Annotated in this window: 18 protein-coding genes, 1 tRNA gene and 1 pseudogene; 18 read left to right on the forward strand and 2 right to left on the reverse strand. The window is 58.6% G+C overall.

Annotation, left to right across the window (positions count from 1 at the left end; translation table 11 throughout):
• The 3 genes and pseudogenes from tuf to QD357_RS30405 all read left to right on the forward strand — a co-directional run.
• Positions 1-248 (forward strand): annotated as a pseudogene (gene tuf / locus QD357_RS30395) (elongation factor Tu); the annotation flags it as partial.
• 71 nt (positions 249-319) lie between these two features.
• Positions 320-838 carry an AAA family ATPase gene (locus QD357_RS30400; protein WP_107107799.1) on the forward strand — a complete coding sequence of 173 codons (519 nt, stop codon included), beginning with the start codon at positions 320-322 and terminating at the stop codon, positions 836-838.
• 146 nt (positions 839-984) lie between these two features.
• The gene (locus tag QD357_RS30405; protein WP_107107800.1) at positions 985-1,878 is read left to right on the forward strand and encodes an NAD-dependent epimerase/dehydratase family protein; all 894 of its coding nucleotides are present in this window, start codon (positions 985-987) and stop codon (positions 1,876-1,878) included.
• Here the strand turns inward: QD357_RS30405 and QD357_RS30410 are convergent.
• Positions 1,863-2,108: a hypothetical protein gene (locus tag QD357_RS30410; protein ID WP_146143987.1), complete on the reverse strand. Its 246-nt coding sequence runs from the start codon at positions 2,106-2,108 to the stop codon at positions 1,863-1,865. The two genes, QD357_RS30405 and QD357_RS30410, sit on opposite strands and share 16 nt — an antisense overlap.
• Positions 2,109-2,214: 106 nt before the next feature.
• On the opposite strand from QD357_RS30410, the gene QD357_RS30415 reads away from it, so the two are divergent.
• The 11 genes from QD357_RS30415 to rpoC all read left to right on the forward strand — a co-directional run bounded on the left by QD357_RS30415 (position 2,215) and on the right by rpoC (position 16,452).
• A complete protein-coding gene (locus QD357_RS30415) occupies positions 2,215-2,901 on the forward strand; it encodes a glycosyltransferase (protein ID WP_107107801.1) in 687 nt (228 codons plus the stop codon).
• Positions 2,902-2,945: 44 nt separating this feature from the next.
• A complete protein-coding gene (locus QD357_RS30420) occupies positions 2,946-3,803 on the forward strand; it encodes a 3-deoxy-manno-octulosonate cytidylyltransferase (RefSeq protein ID WP_181316055.1) in 858 nt (285 codons plus the stop codon).
• Positions 3,804-4,017: 214 nt separating this feature from the next.
• Positions 4,018-4,093, forward strand: a tRNA-Trp gene (locus tag QD357_RS30425).
• 196 nt (positions 4,094-4,289) lie between these two features.
• On the forward strand, positions 4,290-4,490 hold the full coding sequence (gene secE / locus QD357_RS30430; protein ID WP_107107803.1) for a preprotein translocase subunit SecE: 201 nt from the start codon (positions 4,290-4,292) through the stop codon (positions 4,488-4,490).
• 18 nt (positions 4,491-4,508) lie between these two features.
• The gene (gene nusG, locus QD357_RS30435; protein ID WP_075857230.1) at positions 4,509-5,039 is read left to right on the forward strand and encodes a transcription termination/antitermination protein NusG; all 531 of its coding nucleotides are present in this window, start codon (positions 4,509-4,511) and stop codon (positions 5,037-5,039) included.
• A 179-nt stretch (positions 5,040-5,218) separates the two neighbouring features.
• Positions 5,219-5,650: a 50S ribosomal protein L11 gene (gene rplK / locus QD357_RS30440; protein ID WP_004123453.1), complete on the forward strand. Its 432-nt coding sequence runs from the start codon at positions 5,219-5,221 to the stop codon at positions 5,648-5,650.
• Between the two features lie 4 nt (positions 5,651-5,654).
• Positions 5,655-6,353, forward strand: a complete 699-nt coding sequence (gene rplA, locus QD357_RS30445; RefSeq protein WP_028755227.1) for a 50S ribosomal protein L1 — start codon at positions 5,655-5,657, stop codon at positions 6,351-6,353.
• Between the two features lie 333 nt (positions 6,354-6,686).
• Positions 6,687-7,205 (forward strand): 50S ribosomal protein L10, encoded by a 519-nt coding sequence (gene rplJ, locus QD357_RS30450; protein ID WP_104822778.1) that lies wholly within the window; start codon positions 6,687-6,689, stop codon positions 7,203-7,205.
• A gap of 58 nt (positions 7,206-7,263) precedes the next feature.
• Entirely contained in the window at positions 7,264-7,644 is a 381-nt protein-coding gene (rplL, locus tag QD357_RS30455; protein WP_028755229.1) for a 50S ribosomal protein L7/L12, read from the forward strand.
• A 263-nt stretch (positions 7,645-7,907) separates the two neighbouring features.
• A complete protein-coding gene (rpoB, locus tag QD357_RS30460; protein WP_414125760.1) occupies positions 7,908-12,050 on the forward strand; it encodes a DNA-directed RNA polymerase subunit beta in 4,143 nt (1,380 codons plus the stop codon).
• A gap of 190 nt (positions 12,051-12,240) precedes the next feature.
• Positions 12,241-16,452 carry a DNA-directed RNA polymerase subunit beta' gene (gene rpoC, locus QD357_RS30465; RefSeq protein ID WP_414125761.1) on the forward strand — a complete coding sequence of 1,404 codons (4,212 nt, stop codon included), beginning with the start codon at positions 12,241-12,243 and terminating at the stop codon, positions 16,450-16,452.
• A 102-nt stretch (positions 16,453-16,554) separates the two neighbouring features.
• Here the strand turns inward: rpoC and QD357_RS30470 are convergent, their stop codons facing one another.
• A complete protein-coding gene (locus QD357_RS30470; protein ID WP_107107806.1) occupies positions 16,555-16,848 on the reverse strand; it encodes a transcriptional regulator in 294 nt (97 codons plus the stop codon).
• 505 nt (positions 16,849-17,353) lie between these two features.
• On the opposite strand from QD357_RS30470, the gene rpsL reads away from it, so the two are divergent.
• From rpsL to QD357_RS30490, 4 genes are all read left to right on the forward strand, one after another.
• On the forward strand, positions 17,354-17,725 hold the full coding sequence (gene rpsL / locus QD357_RS30475) for a 30S ribosomal protein S12 (protein WP_003507760.1): 372 nt from the start codon (positions 17,354-17,356) through the stop codon (positions 17,723-17,725).
• Between the two features lie 77 nt (positions 17,726-17,802).
• Positions 17,803-18,273, forward strand: a complete 471-nt coding sequence (rpsG, locus tag QD357_RS30480) for a 30S ribosomal protein S7 (RefSeq protein ID WP_414125762.1) — start codon at positions 17,803-17,805, stop codon at positions 18,271-18,273.
• Between the two features lie 30 nt (positions 18,274-18,303).
• Complete coding sequence (gene fusA, locus QD357_RS30485) at positions 18,304-20,403, forward strand: elongation factor G (RefSeq protein WP_107107808.1); 2,100 nt, start codon at positions 18,304-18,306, stop codon at positions 20,401-20,403.
• A 67-nt stretch (positions 20,404-20,470) separates the two neighbouring features.
• Positions 20,471-20,698, forward strand: a 228-nt coding sequence (locus QD357_RS30490) for a GTP-binding protein (RefSeq protein ID WP_414125763.1), incomplete at its 3' end; no start/stop codon positions are given.

Below are 20,698 nucleotides of genomic sequence, written 5' to 3' on the forward strand. Positions count from 1 at the left end.
CGAAGGAAGAAGGCGGCCGTCATACGCCGTTCTTCACGAACTACCGTCCGCAGTTCTACTTCMGCACGACGGACGTGACGGGTATCGTGACGCTTCCGGAAGGCACGGAAATGGTTATGCCTGGCGACAACATCACGGTTGACGTCGAGCTGATCGTTCCGATCGCGATGGAAGAAAAGCTGCGCTTCGCGATCCGCGAAGGCGGCCGTACCGTCGGCGCCGGCATCGTCGCTAGCATCGTCGAGTAATCTCCGGATTATTCGTGGTTACGAAGGCCCCGCTGGAAACAGCGGGGCCTTTCGCATTTCGGAGGAAACCAATGGGATTGATCGTTCTGACAGGCGCATCCGGCTCCGGAAAGACGGCAATTGCCGATGCGATCGCCGAGAGGTATCCGGATGATTTTGCGATCTATCGGTTCGACAGCATCGGCGTGCCGGCAGTGGATGCGATGATCAGGGATCACGGCTCGCCGGAAGCCTGGCAGCGCGACAAGACCGTGGAATGGATGGTGCGCTTGGCGAGGGTTGCGCGGAGTGGAAAGCCGGTCTTGTTTGAAGGGCAGATGCGGATCGCTTTCGTCCTCGAAGCAGCCGCGGCGGCCAATATCGCCGACTACAAGCTGCTCCTGGTTGATTGCGACGATGCTACAAGAACGGAGCGGCTTGCGGTCGGAAGAGGCCAGCCGGAGCTCGCGAACAAGGACATGATGAACTGGGCTGCCTATCTGTGCGGGGAGGCCGTCCAGCATGGCTGCGAGGTATTCGATACGAGCCGGCTTTCGCTTGATCAATGTGTTGAGCACATGTTGGAACATCTGCACAAGCAGTCGTCGTAAACCAATCCATCGATAGTCTCCGGTTGGTGACTTTGGTGGGTTACTGCTGCTCGGCAAGGAATCGCAGCAGAATGTCCCACGGCCGATGTCTTGCGAAATGCCCGAAAGGGCCTATCTATCGCTCGATTTTACCTGGAGGAGATTTCATGAAGAAACGTATTCTGTTCACCGGCGGTAGCGGCAAGGCCGGGCGTCATACCGTTCCCTGGCTAATTAATGCCGGTTACGAGGTCCACAATGTGGATCTCGTGCCGCTGGACAGCCCCGGCGTTACCAATCTGAATGCCGATATCACCGATGCAGGACAAGTCTACAACGTGCTCACCATGCATCGGGATTTCCCCGATCTCGATCATGGAAAGGGTGTGCAGCCCTACGACGCCGTCGTGCATTTCGCCGCCGTGCCGCGTATTCTGATCAAGCCTGACAACGAGACCTTCCGCATCAATACGATGGGCACTTACAATGTCATCGAAGCGGCGGCAAAGCTCGGCGTCAAGAAGATCATCGTCGCCTCCAGCGAAACGACCTATGGCGTCTGCTTTGCCGAAGGCCATCGCGATTTCCATCAGTTCCCGCTGGAAGAGGACTATGATGTCAATCCGATGGATTCCTATGGCCTCTCGAAGGTCCTGAACGAGAAGACGGCACGCGCCTTCGCTGAGCGTTTCGGCATCGACATCTATGCGCTGCGCATCGGCAACGTCATTGAGCCTCATGAATATGAGCGTTTCCCGGAATATTTTGCCGACACCGACATCCGCAAGCGCATAGCCTGGAGCTATATCGACGCACGCGATCTCGGCCAGATCGTCCATCTCTGTATTGAAAAAAGCGGTCTCGGCTTTCAGGTGTTCAACGCCGCCAACGACACGGTATCGGCCAACACGCCGTCCCGGGATCTTGCCGCCAAATACTTCCCGAACGTGCCGTTTACCCGCGAGATCGGCGAGTATGAAGGCCTGCTCTCCAACCGCAAGATCCGTGAAGTCCTGGGCTTCAAGGAAGAGCATAACTGGCGCCGCTACGTGAAGGTTTGAGGCTGCATTGCCGAATGAAATGAAAGCCGGGCGCCGTTGCGACGCCCGGTCGAAACCCCGTCGAGAGCAATGATGGCTCTCCATTTGTTACGGAAGAAAACCAAAAATGCTTCCGCAAACACTCGACAAATATCCGAGTTGAAGTAAGTAGGTTTGCGTTCGCGGGGCGTATCGTGGAAATTGCAGTTGTTTTCCATGATGCGGTTGGGACTCGTGTTTTGAATAGACATCATGTGGCTTGCGAGCCGGCAGGATGCTTCGCAACGCGATTTGCGCTGCGACTTGAAAGCTATTAACCGGTTGATCCCTTTGGTGGTCAGCCGCTTCGGAGGGACTATGAACGACGGTGTTGCACGTATTTTTGTCGGCTTTGATTCTAAGGAAGTCGTCGCCTATCACGTCCTCGCGCAAAGCATAATCGAGCACTCTTCGATCCCGGTGGCGTTTTCGCCGATCGTTCTCAGCAATCTCGACGGCATTTTCACGCGCGAGCGCAACCCGCTGCAGTCGACCGAATTTTCCTTCTCCCGCTTTCTGGTTCCTTACCTCAGCAATTACGAGGGCTGGAGCATCTTCATGGATTGCGACATGCTGGCTCGCGCCGACATTGCCGAACTCTGGAAGCTGCGCGACGACCGCTATGCCGCAATGTGCGTCAAGCACGACTACCAGCCGAAAATCGAGACCAAGTTCCTCGGCCAGACGCAGACCAAATATGAAAAGAAGAACTGGTCGAGCATGATCCTTTTCAACAATGCCAAATGCCGGGCATTGACGAAGGATTACGTCAACACCGCCACGGGCCTGCAGCTTCACCAGTTCAAATGGTTGGAAAGCGAAGATCAGATCGGTGAGGTTCCCGTGACCTGGAATTACCTCGTCAACGAATATGACTACCGGTCGGATGCCCAACTGGTGCACTTCACCGATGGCGGTCCGTATTTCGACGAGTATCGCAACGACGACTACGCCGAAGAATGGTTCGCCATGCGTGATCGCATGCTGCACGTCCAGCAGAAGTAACCGGGCTGGATCCGGGCGTGGGTGTCGAAGCAGGAAACAACGAAATCGGCTTCCCGGCTGCAGGGGCCGCCACAGGCTTGACGACCGCCGATGAATGGCGGTCCGTGCTGGCGGCCTTCTCCCACATCGTTCTTGTCGCAAACAGCGATGCGGTCGATATCGGCAGCCTCCAGCAGCAGTTTCCGTCGAGCGCGCTCTTCATCTTCTTCAATAAGGTCTACAAGGTCCTGGACCGCCCGTTCCACGGGCATTCGCTGCTGATTTCGCGCGGACAACCGCGCGGCGCGAATATCGTCTATCGGGGCGAGGTGGGTGACGTCGTCAAATTCTTCCCGAAGGAATATTTCCTCGGGATCATGAACATCCGCCTCGGGCGCGAGGAAAAACTGAATCCTGCCGCCGATTTCCAGGGCGCGCCCACAGGCCACCTCGATCTCGTCGGCTTCTGCAGCGATTTCTACACGGAGGGCAAGACGCCGACCAGCGGCTTTGCCATGGCGCTTTGGCTGAGCGATCTGAAACTGCCCGGCGCCATCGTGCTTGCCGGCTTCTCGGCCAAGCGTAGCGAAAAATGGAGGGTCGTGTCTGTTCACGACTGGACCTTCGAGCAGACCTTCCTGCGCCTCTTTGCCCGTCTTGGAAAGATCGTCATCCACGGCGGCGTTTCGCTCAATCCCTACATCCGGCTTGCCGAGCGCTTCTGTGAGGTTCCGCCGGCCGAAATTGCGCTGGCTGCGGCAGAGGTGCTGACCGAGCGGCTCGGCAATACCGACGCGGAAGTCGACAAGCTGATCTCGTTGACCAATGTGATTCGCTCCACAGACAATTTTCTGCGTCACCTCAGGCCGAAATTCCTGAAGCGGAAGCCCAAGGGAACGCCGGGAGAGCCGAAGGAAGGTTGAGAATTGCCCGCGCGACACATTCGGGAGATGCGGCAAAGCCCGCAATTCCTGTGGTCGGCGCCTTCGGGAATTGTCCGCATTGAACGAAGCTGCGCACCCTCTTGGGAAAAAACGAAAAACGCACTTGCCAATCGTTTCGTCCCGTCTTAAAGGAGCGCCATGCCTTCGAAAGGCGCTGGCGGGTCACCGCTCGGTGCCAGTGATCGAAGCATGAAGGGGTATAGCTCAGTTGGTAGAGCGGCGGTCTCCAAAACCGCAGGTCGTAGGTTCGAGCCCTGCTGCCCCTGCCATCTTCCTTGATTTGAATAGCGCGTCGGTTTCGCTGCTTCTTGGGTTGGGGATTATGCCGGTTTGGCGGCAAATTTTCGAAAGCACCGAATTCCCTCTTGTTAAATTGGGAATCGATGTTTATGTAGGGTTCAACAGACACGCGGTGCGTGGGGCTGATATGTTCAGCTTTACGCGCCGTAATTGCGTGGGCAGTCAATGGCATCCAAATCGAATCCACTTGCGTTTCTGCAGCAGGTCCGCTCCGAGACGTCGAAAATCACTTGGCCGTCCCGCCGTGAGACGATGATCTCGACGGTGATGGTACTCGTTATGGTCCTTTTCGCCTCGTTGTTTTTCTTTGCTGCTGACCAGCTCATTGGCTGGATTCTCGGCTACGTGCTGAATACCGGCAATTGATATCGGGTGGAGATGAACATGGCGGCACGTTGGTACATCGTCCACGCATATTCTAACTTCGAAAAGAAGGTGGCTGAATCCATCGAGGAGAAGGCCAAGCAGAAGGGTCTCGAGCATCTGTTCGAGAAGATCCTTGTGCCGACCGAAAAGGTGGTTGAAGTGCGCCGCGGCCGCAAGGTCGACAGCGAGCGCAAGTTCTTCCCGGGTTATGTGCTGGTGCGCGCCAACCTGACGGATGAAGCCTACCACCTGATCAAGAATACGCCGAAGGTCACAGGCTTTCTCGGCTCCGACAATAAGCCCGTTCCGATTCCGGATTATGAAGCCGAGCGTATTCTCGGTCAGGTCCAGGAAGGCGTCGAGCGGCCGAAGGCTTCGGTGTCCTTCGAGATCGGCGAGCAGGTCCGCGTTTCCGACGGTCCGTTCGCGTCGTTCAACGGCACGGTTCAGGATGTGGACGAAGAGCGTTCGCGCCTGAAGGTGGAAGTGTCGATTTTCGGCCGCGCTACGCCGGTCGAGCTGGAATACAGTCAGGTCGAGAAGGTCTGATCGTTTGTTTGAGTTTGGGTGTAAGTGAGTATTTGCTTACACCTCGCGGCGAAGCCGCAATCCGCGTGGAAGGGCAGGGGTCTTAGCCGGACCTTTTGATCCGCACCACGCAACCGCAGCCGCCGGAGCAATCCGGCATAATGGGCCGGGCAACCGGTCAATCAGAAAGGCAGAGAGATATGGCTAAGAAAGTTGCAGGCCAGCTCAAGCTGCAGGTTAAGGCCGGCTCGGCGAATCCGTCGCCGCCGATCGGTCCTGCGCTTGGTCAGCGTGGCATTAACATCATGGAATTCTGTAAGGCGTTCAATGCCGCCACGCAGGAAATGGAAAAGGGTATGCCGATCCCGGTCGTCATCACCTACTACCAGGACAAGTCCTTCACCTTCGTCATGAAGCAGCCGCCGGTCAGCTACTTCCTGAAGAAGGAAGCGAAGATCCAGTCCGGCTCGAAGACGCCGGGCAAGGGTGCCAAGGCTGGCACGCTCACCAAGGCTCAGGTCAAGTCGATTGCCGAAGCCAAGATGAAGGATCTGAACGCCGCCGATATCGAAGGCGCAATGGCCATGATCGAGGGCTCTGCCCGCGCCATGGGCCTGGAAGTGGTAGGTTAAGACCATGGTTGCAAAGCGTATTCAGAAGATCCGCGAAGGCGTCGATCCCACTAAGCTCTATGCTCTGACCCAGGCTATCGGCATGGTCAAGGAACGGGCTGTCGCCAAGTTCGACGAAACCGTCGAAATCGCAATGAACCTCGGCGTTGACCCGCGTCACGCTGACCAGATGGTTCGCGGCGTCGTCAACCTGCCGAACGGCACCGGCCGTACGGTTCGCGTTGCCGTCTTCGCTCGTGGCGCCAAGGCTGATGAAGCCAAGGCTGCCGGCGCTGACATCGTTGGCGCAGAAGACCTCGTTGAAATCGTCCAGGGCGGCAAGATCGACTTCGATCGCTGCATTGCGACCCCGGACATGATGCCGCTCGTCGGCCGTCTCGGTAAGGTTCTCGGCCCGCGCGGCATGATGCCGAACCCGAAGGTCGGCACCGTCACCATGGACGTCAAGGGTGCTGTCGAAGCCTCCAAGGGCGGCGCAGTCGAGTTCCGCGTCGAGAAGGCTGGTATCGTCCATGCCGGTATCGGCAAGGCCTCCTTCGATGCCAAGGCTCTGGAAGAAAACATCCGCGCCTTCGCTGACGCCGTTATCAAGGCGAAGCCGGCCGGTGCAAAGGGCAACTACGTCAAGCGCGTAGCGATCTCTTCGACCATGGGCCCGGGCGTCAAGATCGAGCCGTCGACGGTTACGGCACCGAGCGCCTAATGGTTTTGTCGGGCCTGTTGCCCGGCATTTAAGAATTCCTGGCCCTTCGGGGCCAGGATATCCGGAGAAATCCGGAATTCCTGTCCGAGATTGCAGGTGGTTGAGACCTTAATCACTTTGCCTGCATGAGACGGGTAAGACCCGAATTTTGAAGAAGTTCTGCTTCGATAAACTCGGTTCGAGCCTTGGATGCCTTGTGCCTTGGAGCCTTACGGCTCGAGCGCGAGGGGACAGGATCCTCAAGCGTCGCTTGGGATCTCTTAGCTGATCCCAGGAGGCAAAAGGCAACCCGGCAGGTCCGTTTATCGCGGTCCTGTCAACTGGAGAAAAGCAGTGGAAAGAGCGGAAAAACGCGAATTCGTCACGGAACTGAACGAAGTCTTCAAGGCTTCGGGCTCGGTTGTCGTGGCCCACTATGCTGGTGCTACAGTCGCTCAGATGAACGATTTCCGTTCCAAGATGCGCGCTGCTGGCGGCACCGTCAAAGTCGCGAAGAACCGCCTGGCCAAAATTGCTCTTCAGGGCACGGATGCAGAAGGGATTTCCAATCTCTTCACGGGTCAGACGCTGATCGCATACAGCACCGATCCGATTACCGCTCCGAAGGTCGTCGTGGATTTCGCCAAGACCAACGATAAGATCGTTGTTCTGGGCGGCGCCATGGGAACAACCACGCTCAACCCGGAAGGCGTCAAGTCGCTCGCGACCCTGCCTTCGCTGGACGAGCTGCGTGCAAAGCTGCTGGGCATGATCCAGACCCCGGCTACCCGCATCGCAGGTGTGGTTGCAGCACCGGCAAGCCAGCTTGCTCGTGTGTTCTCGGCCTACGCCAAGAAGGACGAAGCCGCTTAAGGCGGTTTTTCGCTGTTCATAATCAACCAGTTCGAACCGAACAAAAGGAACTACAAAAATGGCTGATCTCGCAAAGATCGTTGAAGACCTTTCCTCGCTGACCGTTCTCGAAGCCGCAGAACTGTCCAAGCTCCTCGAAGAAAAGTGGGGCGTTTCCGCCGCTGCTCCGGTAGCTGTTGCTGCCGTTGCTGGTGGTGCTGGCGCTGCTGCTGTCGTTGAAGAAGAAAAGACCGAGTTCGACGTCATCCTCGCTGATGCCGGCGCGAACAAGATCAACGTCATCAAGGAAGTCCGCGCCATCACCGGTCTCGGCCTCAAGGAAGCCAAGGACCTCGTTGAAGCCGCTCCGAAGGCTGTCAAGGAAGGCGTTTCCAAGGCTGAAGCCGCTGACATCAAGAAGAAGCTCGAAGACGCTGGCGCAAAGGCCGACGTCAAGTAAGCTTGAAACTGCTTTGGGAGGTGGCATTTTGCCGCCTCCCATTTGCCGTTTTTCCGAACAAATTACCCAAAAGCCGCGGCTAAAACGGCTTTTGGGTAATGGGTTCTTCAAGAGGATGGTCTCAGACCGAACCGCGACGCAATCCGTGCCGAGCGGTTTTCGGTTAGTTAGACGAGATTGAACTACTCATTGATTGATGGGATCGCCTGGCCAGCGGTTCCCATCCGTTGCAGGCCCGGGTGCAGGATTTTAAAGGAGCGACGATGGCTCAGACCCTTTCGTTCAACGGTCGCAGGCGCGTACGCAAGTTTTTTGGTAAGATTCCCGAAGTCGCAGAGATGCCGAACCTCATCGAGGTTCAGAAGGCGTCCTACGATCAGTTCCTCATGGTCGAAGAGCCCAAGGGCGGCCGCCCTGACGAGGGTCTCCAGGCCGTATTCAAGTCGGTTTTCCCGATCACCGATTTCTCCGGCGCTTCCATGCTGGAGTTTGTATCCTATGAGTTCGAACCGCCGAAGTTCGACGTCGACGAATGCCGCCAGCGCGACCTGACCTACGCCGCGCCGCTGAAGGTCACTCTCCGTCTGATCGTGTTCGATATCGACGAAGATACCGGCGCGAAGTCTATCAAGGACATCAAGGAACAGAGCGTTTACATGGGCGACATGCCGCTCATGACGAACAACGGTACCTTCATCGTGAACGGCACCGAGCGCGTTATCGTGTCCCAGATGCACCGTTCGCCGGGCGTCTTCTTCGACCACGACAAGGGCAAGAGCCACTCTTCCGGCAAGCTGCTCTTCGCTGCTCGCGTCATTCCGTACCGCGGCTCCTGGCTCGATATCGAATTCGACGCCAAGGACATCGTCTACGCCCGTATCGACCGCCGCCGCAAGATTCCGGTGACGTCGCTGCTGATGGCGCTCGGCATGGACGGCGAAGAAATCCTGTCGACCTTCTACACGAAGTCGCTCTATGAGCGCTCCGGCGAGGGCTGGCGCATTCCCTTCAAGGCGGAAACGCTGAAGGGCGCCAAGACCGTTACCGACATGATCGACGCCGATACCGGCGAAGTCGTAGTCGAAGGCGGCAAGAAGCTGACCCCGCGCCTGCTGCGTCAGTTGCAGGAAAAGGGCCTCAAGGCCTTGAAGGCCACCGACGAGGAGCTTTACGGCCTGTTCCTGGCGGAAGACATCGTCAACTTCCAGACCGGTGAGATCTATCTCGAAGCCGGCGATGAAATCGACGAGAAGACCCTTCCGGTGATCCTCAAGGCTGGTTTCGACGAAATCCCGGTTCTCGGCATCGACCATATCAACGTCGGCGCCTACATCCGTAACACGCTGTCTGCGGACAAGAACGAGAACCGTCAAGACGCTCTGTTCGACATCTACCGCGTCATGCGTCCGGGTGAACCGCCGACCATGGAATCGGCCGAAGCCATGTTCAACTCGCTGTTCTTCGATGCGGAGCGTTACGACCTCTCCGCCGTCGGCCGCGTGAAGATGAACATGCGCCTCGATCTCGACGTCGAAGACACCGTCCGCATCCTGCGCAAGGACGACATCCTGGCCGTGGTCAAGATGCTGGTCGAACTGCGCGACGGCAAGGGCGAAATCGACGACATCGACAACCTCGGCAACCGCCGCGTCCGCTCGGTCGGCGAGCTGATGGAAAACCAGTACCGTCTCGGCCTGCTCCGCATGGAGCGCGCGATCAAGGAACGTATGTCCTCGATCGAAATCGACACGGTTATGCCGCAGGATCTGATCAACGCGAAGCCGGCCGCTGCCGCCGTTCGCGAATTCTTCGGCTCCTCGCAGCTCTCGCAGTTCATGGACCAGGTGAACCCGCTCTCGGAAATCACCCACAAGCGCCGTCTTTCGGCTCTTGGCCCGGGCGGTTTGACCCGCGAACGCGCCGGCTTCGAAGTCCGCGACGTGCATCCGACCCACTATGGTCGCATTTGCCCGATCGAAACGCCGGAAGGCCCGAACATCGGTCTCATCAACTCGCTGGCGACCTTTGCCCGCGTCAACAAGTACGGCTTCATCGAAAGCCCTTATCGCCGCATCATCGACGGTAAGGTGACCAACGACGTGCTCTACCTCTCCGCCATGGAAGAGGCGAAGTACTACGTTGCTCAGGCCAACGCCGAGCTCGACGCCGACGGTTCCTTCATCGAGGAATTCGTCGTTTGCCGTCATGCTGGCGAAGTCATGCTCGCTCCGCGCGACAACATCAACCTGATGGACGTCTCGCCGAAGCAGCTTGTTTCGGTCGCTGCTGCTCTGATCCCATTCCTGGAAAACGACGACGCCAACCGCGCTCTCATGGGCTCGAACATGCAGCGTCAGGCCGTGCCGCTTCTGCGCGCCGAAGCTCCGTTCGTCGGCACCGGCATGGAGCCGGTTGTCGCCCGTGACTCTGGTGCTGCTATCGGCGCCCGCCGCGGCGGGGTGGTCGACCAGGTCGACGCAACGCGTATCGTTATCCGCGCCACCGAAGACCTCGATCCGTCGAAGTCCGGCGTCGATATCTACCGCCTGATGAAGTTCCAGCGTTCGAACCAGAACACCTGCGTCAACCAGCGTCCGCTGGTCACCGTCGGTGACGTGGTCAACAAGGGCGACATCTTGGCCGACGGTCCGTCGACCGATCTTGGCGATCTGGCGCTCGGCCGCAACGTGCTCGTCGCGTTCATGCCGTGGAACGGCTACAACTACGAAGACTCGATCCTGCTCTCCGAGCGTATCGTTGCCGACGACGTGTTCACCTCCATCCACATCGAAGAATTCGAAGTGATGGCGCGCGACACCAAGCTCGGTCCGGAAGAAATCACCCGCGACATTCCGAACGTTTCGGAAGAAGCGCTGAAGAACCTGGACGAAGCCGGCATCGTTTACATCGGCGCTGAAGTTCAGCCGGGCGACATCCTCGTCGGCAAGATCACGCMGAAGGGCGAAAGCCCGATGACGCCGGAAGAAAAGCTCCTGCGTGCCATCTTCGGTGAAAAGGCGTCCGACGTTCGCGACACCTCCATGCGCATGCCGCCCGGCACCTACGGTACGGTCGTCGAAGTTCGCGTCTTCAACCGCCACGGCGTCGAGAAGGACGAACGCGCCATGGCGATCGAGCGCGAAGAGATCGAACGTCTGGCCAAGGACCGCGACGACGAACAGGCGATCCTCGACCGTAACGTCTACGGCCGCCTGATCGAAATGCTCCGCGGCCAGGTTGCACTTGCCGGTCCGAAGAGCTTCAAGAAGGGCACGGAACTGTCCAACGCCGTCGTCTCCGAATATCCGCGCTCGCAGTGGTGGATGTTCGCTGTCGAGGACGAAAAGGTCCAGGGCGAGCTCGAAGCTCTGCGCGGCCAGTACGACGAGTCCAAGTCGCGCCTTGAACAGCGCTTCATGGACAAGGTCGAGAAGGTCCAGCGCGGCGATGAAATGCCTCCGGGCGTCATGAAGATGGTCAAGGTCTTCGTCGCTGTGAAGCGTAAGATCCAGCCGGGCGACAAGATGGCCGGCCGTCACGGCAACAAGGGTGTTGTATCGCGCATCGTGCCGGTCGAAGACATGCCGTTCCTCGAAGACGGTACGCATGTCGACATCGTGCTGAACCCGCTCGGCGTGCCGTCGCGCATGAACGTCGGTCAGATTCTCGAGACGCACCTTGGCTGGGCTTGCGCCGGCATGGGTCGTCAGATCGGCGAGCTGATCGAAGCCTATAAGGCAAGCGGCAACATCGAGCCTTTGCGCCAGACGATCGACATGGTCGTCGGCGACGGTCCGAAGAGCGACGACGTTCACGAGTATGACGACGCGTCGGTTCTGCGTCTGGCCGATCAGTGGAAGCGTGGCGTGTCCATCGCGACCCCGGTCTTCGACGGCGCCGGCGAAGTCGACGTCAACGAGATGCTCGCAATGGCAGGTCTTAAGCAGACCGGTCAGTCGACGCTCTATGACGGTCGTACCGGCGAGCAGTTCGACCGCCAGGTCACGGTTGGCTACATCTACATGCTGAAGCTGAACCACCTGGTCGACGACAAGATCCACGCCCGCTCAATCGGCCCGTACTCGCTCGTCACCCAGCAGCCGCTGGGCGGTAAGGCGCAGTTCGGCGGTCAGCGCTTCGGCGAAATGGAAGTCTGGGCGCTCGAAGCTTACGGCGCAGCCTACACGCTGCAGGAAATGCTCACGGTCAAGTCGGACGACGTGGCCGGCCGCACCAAGGTCTACGAAGCCATCGTTCGTGGCGACGACACCTTCGAAGCGGGCATTCCGGAGAGCTTCAACGTTCTCGTCAAGGAAATGCGGTCGCTGGGTCTCAGCGTCGAATTGGAAAACTCCAAGGTCGACGAGCTGCAGGCAGCGGGCCAGCTTCCGGACGCAGCCGAGTAATAGCCGATAGGGTGCGCGCTGTTCGTCAGCGCGCACCGTTCCCGCCGGCGCCCGAATTCGTGTAGCGCTAGGCAGGGACGATTTCGCCGCATTCTGCGGTTATTGTCGTTTTAAGGCGTCAGTCCGGTTCCCGGGAATTTGCCGGCACTGATTGCAATTCGAGGGCGTTTCGCCCCTAAAGGAGACAGGCATGAACCAAGAGGTCATGAATCTTTTCAATCCGCAGGTGCCTGCACAGAATTTCGATTCCATCCGGATTTCGATCGCATCGCCGGAGAAGATTCTTTCCTGGTCTTATGGTGAGATCAAGAAGCCGGAGACGATCAACTATCGTACGTTCAAGCCGGAACGCGATGGTCTGTTCTGCGCGCGAATCTTCGGGCCGATCAAGGATTACGAATGCCTGTGCGGCAAGTACAAGCGCATGAAGTACAAGGGCATCATCTGCGAAAAGTGCGGCGTCGAAGTCACGCTGTCGCGCGTTCGCCGTGAGCGTATGGGCCATATCGAGCTCGCCGCTCCCGTTGCCCACATCTGGTTCCTGAAGTCGCTGCCGAGCCGCATTTCCACGCTGCTCGACATGACGCTGAAGGATGTCGAGCGCGTTCTCTACTTCGAAAACTACATCGTCACCGAGCCGGGCCTGACCGCGCTCAAGGAGCATCAGCTCCTGACGGAAGAAGAGTACATGCTCGCCGTTGACGAATATGGCGAAGACCAGTTCACCGCCATGATCGGCGCTGAAGCGATCTACGAGATGCTGGCCAGCATGAACCTCGAGAAGATCGCCGGCGACCTGCGCTCCGAGCTTGCCGACACCACGTCGGATCTCAAGCAGAAGAAGCTGATGAAGCGCCTGAAGATCGTCGAGAACTTCATGGAATCCGGCAACCGTCCGGAATGGATGATCATGAAGGTCGTCCCGGTCATCCCGCCGGACCTGCGTCCGCTGGTGCCGCTCGATGGTGGCCGTTTCGCAACGTCGGATCTGAATGATCTGTACCGCCGCGTCATCAACCGTAACAACCGTCTGAAGCGCCTCATCGAACTGCGCGCTCCGGGCATCATCATCCGCAACGAAAAGCGCATGCTGCAGGAATCTGTTGATGCGCTGTTCGACAACGGCCGCCGCGGCCGCGTCATCACCGGCGCCAACAAGCGTCCGCTGAAGTCGCTGTCCGATATGCTCAAGGGCAAGCAGGGCCGCTTCCGTCAGAACCTGCTCGGCAAGCGCGTCGACTATTCCGGCCGTTCGGTCATCGTGACCGGTCCGGAGCTCAAGCTGCATCAGTGCGGCCTGCCGAAGAAGATGGCGCTCGAACTCTTCAAGCCGTTCATCTACGCCCGCCTCGACGCGAAGGGTTATTCCTCGACCGTCAAGCAGGCCAAGAAGCTGGTTGAAAAGGAAAAGCCGGAAGTTTGGGATATCCTCGACGAGGTCATCCGCGAGCATCCGGTTCTGCTGAACCGCGCGCCGACGCTGCACCGCCTGGGCATCCAGGCCTTCGAACCCATGCTGGTCGAAGGCAAGGCCATCCAGTTGCACCCGCTCGTCTGCACGGCTTTCAACGCCGACTTCGACGGTGACCAGATGGCTGTTCACGTGCCGCTGTCGCTCGAAGCCCAGCTCGAAGCCCGCGTGCTGATGATGTCGACCAACAACATCCTGCATCCGGCAAACGGAGCACCGATCATCGTTCCGTCGCAGGACATGGTTCTCGGTCTCTATTACCTCTCGATCCTGAACCAGAACGAGCCGGGCGAAGGCATGGCCTTCTCCGACCTCGGTGAGCTTCATCACGCTCTGGAAAACAAGGTCGTGACGCTGCATTCGAAGATCCGCGGCCGCTTCAAGTMGATCGACGAAGAGGGCAAGCCCTATTCGAAGATCTATGAAACGACCCMTGGCCGCCTGCTGATTGGCGAACTGCTGCCGAAGCATGGCAAGGTGACCTTCGACATCTGCAACCAGGAAATGACCAAGAAGAACATCTCCAAGATGATCGACACGGTCTACCGTCACTGCGGCCAGAAGGACACGGTCATTTTCTGCGACCGCATCATGCAGCTCGGCTTCGCTCATGCCTGCCGCGCCGGCATTTCGTTCGGCAAGGACGACATGGTMATTCCGGATACCAAGGTTAAGATCGTCGGTGACACCGAAGCCCTGGTGAAGGAATACGAGCAGCAGTACAACGACGGTCTGATCACCCAGGGCGAAAAGTACAACAAGGTTGTCGACGCCTGGGGCAAGGCCACGGAAAAGGTCGCCGAAGAAATGATGGCCCGCATTAAGGCCGTCGAATTCGACGAGAAGACCGGTCGTCAGAAGCCGATGAACTCGATCTACATGATGAGCCATTCGGGCGCCCGCGGTTCTCCGAACCAGATGCGTCAGTTGGGCGGCATGCGCGGCCTCATGGCCAAGCCGTCGGGCGAAATCATCGAGACGCCGATCATCTCGAACTTCAAGGAAGGCCTGACCGTTAACGAGTACTTCAACTCGACGCACGGCGCCCGTAAGGGTCTGGCAGACACCGCCTTGAAGACCGCGAACTCCGGTTACCTGACCCGCCGTCTCGTCGACGTCGCGCAGGATTGCATCGTGACGCACATCGATTGCGGCACCGAAAGCGGCCTCACCATGACTGCCATCGTCGATGCCGGTCAGGTTGTCGCCTCGCTCGGCGCCCGCATCCTCGGCCGTACGGCGCTGGACGATATCGACCATCCGATCACGGGTGAGCGCATCGTCGATGCTGGCAAGATGATCCTCGAGCCGGATGTCATCGAGATCGAAAAGGCTGGTATCCAGTCGATCCGCATCCGTTCGGCGCTGACCTGCGAAATCCAGACGGGCGTCTGCTCGGTCTGCTACGGCCGCGACCTTGCTCGCGGTACGCCGGTCAACATCGGTGAAGCTGTCGGCGTCATTGCCGCTCAGTCGATCGGTGAGCCGGGCACGCAGCTCACCATGCGCACCTTCCACTTGGGCGGCACGGCGACCGTGGTCGACCAGTCGTTCCTGGAAGCCTCGTATGAGGGCACGGTTCAGATCAAGAACCGCAACATGCTGCGCAACTCCGAAGGCAGCCTGGTTGCCATGGGCCGTAACATGACGGTGCAGATTTTGGACGAACGTGGCGTCGAACGCTCTTCGCAGCGCGTCGCCTACGGCTCCAAGCTCCATGTCGACGAAGGCGACAAGGTCAAGCGCGGTCAGCGTCTCGCAGAATGGGATCCGTATACCCGTCCGATGATGACGGAAGTCGCCGGTACGGTGCACTTCGAAGACGTTATCGACGGTCTCTCGGTTCTCGAAGCGACCGACGAGTCGACCGGCATCACCAAGCGTCAGGTTATCGACTGGCGTTCGACGCCGCGCGGCTCGGATCTGAAGCCGGCGATCGTCATCAAGGATGCCAGCGGCAATGTCGCCAAGCTGTCGCGCGGCGGTGAAGCCCGCTTCCTGCTCTCGGTTGACGCGATCCTGTCCGTCGAGCCGGGCCAGAAAGTGTCGCAGGGTGACGTTCTTGCCCGTTCGCCACTGGAAAGCGCCAAGACCAAGGACATCACCGGCGGTCTGCCGCGCGTTGCCGAACTGTTCGAAGCCCGTCGTCCGAAGGACCACGCCATCATCGCAGAGATCGATGGTACGATCCGCCTCGGCCGCGACTACAAGAACAAGCGCCGTGTCATCATCGAGCCGGCGGAAGACGGTGTCGAGCCGGTCGAATACCTGATCCCGAAGGGCAAGCCCTTCCACCTTCAGGAAGGCGACTATATCGAAAAGGGTGACTACATCCTCGACGGTAACCCGGCTCCGCACGACATCCTGGCGATCAAGGGCGTGGAGGCTCTGGCTTCCTACCTCGTCAACGAAATCCAGGAAGTCTACCGTCTCCAGGGCGTTGTCATCAACGACAAGCACATCGAAGTGATTGTCCGTCAGATGCTGCAGAAGGTGGAAATCACCGATGCAGGCGACAGCCAGTATATCGTTGGTGACAATGTCGACCGTATCGAGCTGGACGATAACAACGACCGCCTGATCGAAGAGGGCAAGAAGCCCGCTTACGGCGATCCGGTTCTGCTCGGCATCACCAAGGCGTCGCTGCAAACCCCGTCCTTCATCTCCGCCGCGTCCTTCCAGGAAACGACGAAGGTGCTGACGGAAGCTGCGATCGCCGGCAAGACCGACGGCCTGCAGGGTCTGAAGGAAAACGTCATCGTCGGCCGTCTCATCCCGGCCGGTACCGGTGGTACCATGACGCAGATCCGTCGCATCGCGACGGCTCGCGACGAGCTGATCCTGGAAGAGCGTCGCAAGGGCACGGGCGCCGCCGTCGCCACGCCGATGCTGCAGGACATGGCCAACGAAAACGCCCCGGCCGCTGAATAAGCGGCTGGAGTTAAGCTGGAATCAAAAACCGCCCGGAGCGATCCGGGCGGTTTCTTTTTTCATCCATAGTGTGAAGAGCAGGCGAGGGGAGTGCGATCCCGTCTAGCGAAACCGAATGATCGCCACTTCGCCTTCCAGCGCGCCCTGATAGGCCGAGGCATGCGGTTCTTCGTCGGGCACGTCGGTCAGCATGCCGATCTGATCGAGATCGGCCTCGATGAAGCCTTCCTCAGCAAGGGCATTCAGCGCTTCGCGAACAGCGGTGTCGTCATCTGGTGCCTTCAGCATAACATGCAGGTCGACGCCTTCGCCGCCGTCCGTTTCATATCCCTTGCCGATGATGATGAAGACCATGGGGCCGTCGAAATTGTTGTCGTTGTCTGGCTCTGTGATCATAAGTCTTCCTTCGGTGGTATCGATTCGGCCGAGCGATTCTCTGAACTGCCCTTGCCGATCGGTGAAATTGTCTTTCTGTGATTCCTTATAGGGATTTTAACGAAATACCCAAGTCTATCTTGCCGGAGCGACGCCATTTCCTCGTCTGAGGCGCCAAACGGCTGGTTTGGCCCGTCTTTTCGGGGTTTGTGACAAAGATAATTCTTAACCGGCCTTGACGAACCTGCGGGAAACCAGTAGTACCGCCGCCATCAGGACCCATGTGAGGCATGGCTGTTCGGAGCGACGCGCTCTGGAGTTCACCTCAAACAAGGTTCTAAACGCACGTTGAAGACACGAATGCTGCACGCAAGACGCAATTTGCTGCGTCCTCTGCTTTTTTGTGGTCCATCTGCGAAAGCGGATCGGGCCACGTTTTGCGCATTGAGGCGAACGTGTGTCGTGCCGGAGACGGCGAGAGTTAAGCCCGCAAGGGTGTCGAGACAGATTTACAAGGGATGGTTGAATGCCTACCGTAAACCAGCTAATCCGCAAGCCTCGCCAGGCGCAGGTAAAGCGTAATAAGGTTCCCGCTCTTCAGGAGAACCCGCAGAAGCGTGGTGTTTGCACCCGCGTCTACACGACGACGCCGAAGAAGCCGAACTCGGCTCTGCGTAAGGTCGCAAAGATCCGCCTCACCAACGGCTTTGAAGTCATTGGTTACATCCCGGGCGAAGGTCACAACCTTCAGGAGCACTCTGTCGTCATGATCCGTGGCGGCCGCGTCAAGGACCTTCCGGGTGTTCGCTACCACATCATCCGCGGCGTTCTCGATACCCAGGGTGTCAAGAACCGCAAGCAGCGCCGTTCCAAGTACGGTGCAAAGCGTCCGAAGTAATTCGGTTTCAGGTAATCCGGCGCTGCGCGAGGTTCTCCGCGTTGTAAAGCGCCGCTAACAGTTGAGAGACKAGAAGTATGTCCCGACGTCACAGAGCAGAAAAGCGCGAGATCAATCCGGACCCGAAGTTCGGCGATCTGGTTGTCACGAAGTTCATGAATGCCATCATGCTGGACGGCAAGAAGTCCGTAGCTGAAAACATCGTATACGGCGCATTCGACGCCGTGCAGGGCAAGGCAAAGCAGGAGCCGCTCGGCGTGTTCCATCAGGCTTTGGATAACATCGCTCCGCACGTTGAAGTCCGTTMGCGCCGCGTTGGTGGTGCTACATATCAGGTTCCGGTCGACGTTCGTCCCGAGCGCCGTCAGGCTCTTGCTATTCGCTGGCTGATCTCTGCTGCCCGCAAGCGCAACGAAACCACCATGGTCGACCGTCTCTGCGGCGAACTTCTTGATGCCTCCAACAACCGCGGCTCTGCCGTCAAGAAGCGCGAAGACACGCACAAGATGGCTGATGCCAACCGTGCGTTCTCGCATTATCGCTGGTAATCCCGAACGGTTTCCGAAAGGCAGTCCACTATGGCTCGCGAATATAAAATCGAAGACTACCGCAATTTCGGTATCATGGCGCACATCGACGCCGGCAAGACCACGACGACCGAGCGTATCCTTTACTACACCGGCAAGTCGCACAAGATCGGCGAAGTCCACGACGGCGCAGCCACCATGGACTGGATGGAGCAGGAGCAGGAGCGTGGCATCACGATCACCTCTGCTGCTACCACGACCTTCTGGAAGGGCCGTGACGGCAAGATGCGCCGCTTCAACATCATCGACACCCCCGGCCACGTCGACTTCACCATCGAAGTCGAGCGTTCGCTGCGCGTTCTCGACGGCGCTATCGCTCTGCTCGATGCCAACGCTGGTGTTGAGCCGCAGACGGAAACCGTCTGGCGTCAGGCTGAGAAGTATCATGTTCCGCGCATGATCTTCTGCAACAAGATGGACAAGACCGGCGCCGACTTCTATCGCTCGGTCGAGATGATCAAGAGCCGCCTCGGTGCGACCGCCGTCGTCATGCAGCTCCCGATCGGCGCTGAAAGCGATTTCAAGGGCGTTATCGACCTGATCGAGATGAACGCTCTCATCTGGCGCGACGAGTCGCTCGGCGCCCAGTGGGACGTCGTCGAAATCCCGGAAGACATGAAGGCCAAGGCTGAAGAATATCGCGAAAAGCTGATCGAGACGGTTGTCGAGATCGACGAAGCTGCGACCGAAGCCTATCTGGAAGGCAACCTGCCGGACAACGATCAGATCCGTGCGCTCGTCCGTCGCGGCACGATCGACGTCAAGTTTCACCCGATGTTCTGCGGCACCGCTTTCAAGAACAAGGGCGTTCAGCCGCTGCTCGACGCTGTTGTCGATTACCTGCCGTCTCCGATCGACATCCCGGCGATCAAGGGCATTGACGTCAAGACGGAAGCTGAAATCCACCGTCACGCTGACGATGCTGAGCCGCTCTCCATGCTGGCGTTCAAGATCATGAACGACCCCTTCGTCGGTTCGCTGACCTTCGCCCGTATCTACTCCGGCAAGCTCGAAAAGGGCGCGTCGGTCATGAACACGGTCAAGGACAAGCGCGAGCGCGTCGGCCGCATGCTGCAGATGCACTCCAACTCGCGTGAAGACATCGAAGAAGCCTTCGCTGGCGACATCGTTGCTCTGGCCGGTCTCAAGGAAACCACCACTGGCGATACGCTCTGCGATCCACTGAAGCCGGTTATCCTCGAGCGCATGGAATTCCCCGAGCCGGTCATCCAGATCGCGATCGAGCCCAAGACCAAGGGCGACCAGGAAAAGATGGGCCTCGCGCTCAACCGCCTGGCTGCCGAAGATCCGTCCTTCCGCGTCAAGACGGACCAGGAATCGGGTCAGACGATCATTGCCGGCATGGGTGAACTTCACCTCGACATCATCGTCGACCGCATGCGTCGTGAATTCAAGGTCGAAGCAACCGTCGGCGCGCCGCAGGTTGCTTACCGCGAAACCATCACGCGTCAGACCGAGAAGGACTACACCCACAAGAAGCAGTCGGGTGGTACCGGTCAGTTCGCTCGCGTCAAGATCGTGTTCGAACCGAACCCGGAAGGCGACGATTTCAAGTTCGAGTCCAAGATCGTCGGCGGTGCTGTTCCGAAGGAATACGTTCCGGGCGTTCAGAAGGGCATCGAAAGCGTTCTGTCTTCGGGCCCACTGGCTGGCTTCCCGATGCTCGGCGTCAAGGCGACACTGATCGACGGTGCCTTCCACGACGTCGACTCGTCGGTTCTGGCCTTCGAAATCGCTTCGCGCGCTTGCTTCCGTGAAGCAGCMCGTGAAGCTGGTGCCCAGCTCCTCGAGCCGATGATGAAGGTCGAAGTCGTGACGCCGGAAGATTACGTCGGCGACGTCATCGGCGACCTGAACTCGCGTCGTGGCCAGATCCAGGGCCAGGAAAGCCGCGGTATCGCTGTTGTCATCAACGCGAACGTCCCGCTGGCAAACATGTTTAAGTACGTCGACAACCTGCGCTCCATGTCTCAGGGCCGCGCGCAGTACACGATGACCTTCGATCATTATTCGCCGGTCCCGTCGAACGTCGCACAGGAAATCCAGGCAAAGTATTCCGGTCAGAAGTGACCGGAATACCAATTGACCGATAACAAGAATTGATCCCTTCGGGGACAAGAAAAACGGAGAGCCGAAAATGGCAAAGAGTAAGTTTGAGCGCAATAAGCCGCACGTTAACATCGGCACGATCGGCCACGTTGACCACGGCAAGACGTCTCTGACGGCAGCGATCACGAAGTTCTTCGGTGAGTTCAAGGCGTATGACCAGATCGACGCGGCACCGGAAGAAAAGGCACGCGGCATCACGATTTCGACGGCGCACGTTGAATATGAGACGCCTGCTCGTCACTACGCGCACGTCGAC

Origin of the sequence: Rhizobium sp. BR 317 (assembly GCF_047445835.1) — a bacterium.
GTDB classification, from domain to species: Bacteria; Pseudomonadota; Alphaproteobacteria; order Rhizobiales; family Rhizobiaceae; genus Rhizobium; species Rhizobium paranaense.

Coding starts and splice junctions, on each gene's coding strand:
- QD357_RS30400 (WP_107107799.1), top strand. CDS start 320: ATGGGATTGATCGTTCTGACAGGCGCATCCGGCTCCGGAAAGACGGCA.
- QD357_RS30405 (WP_107107800.1), top strand. CDS start 985: ATGAAGAAACGTATTCTGTTCACCGGCGGTAGCGGCAAGGCCGGGCGT.
- QD357_RS30410 (WP_146143987.1), bottom strand. CDS start 2,108: ATGTCTATTCAAAACACGAGTCCCAACCGCATCATGGAAAACAACTGC.
- QD357_RS30415 (WP_107107801.1), top strand. CDS start 2,215: ATGAACGACGGTGTTGCACGTATTTTTGTCGGCTTTGATTCTAAGGAA.
- secE (WP_107107803.1), top strand. CDS start 4,290: ATGGCATCCAAATCGAATCCACTTGCGTTTCTGCAGCAGGTCCGCTCC.
- nusG (WP_075857230.1), top strand. CDS start 4,509: ATGGCGGCACGTTGGTACATCGTCCACGCATATTCTAACTTCGAAAAG.
- rplK (WP_004123453.1), top strand. CDS start 5,219: ATGGCTAAGAAAGTTGCAGGCCAGCTCAAGCTGCAGGTTAAGGCCGGC.
- rplA (WP_028755227.1), top strand. CDS start 5,655: ATGGTTGCAAAGCGTATTCAGAAGATCCGCGAAGGCGTCGATCCCACT.
- rplL (WP_028755229.1), top strand. CDS start 7,264: ATGGCTGATCTCGCAAAGATCGTTGAAGACCTTTCCTCGCTGACCGTT.
- QD357_RS30470 (WP_107107806.1), bottom strand. CDS start 16,848: ATGATCACAGAGCCAGACAACGACAACAATTTCGACGGCCCCATGGTC.
- rpsL (WP_003507760.1), top strand. CDS start 17,354: ATGCCTACCGTAAACCAGCTAATCCGCAAGCCTCGCCAGGCGCAGGTA.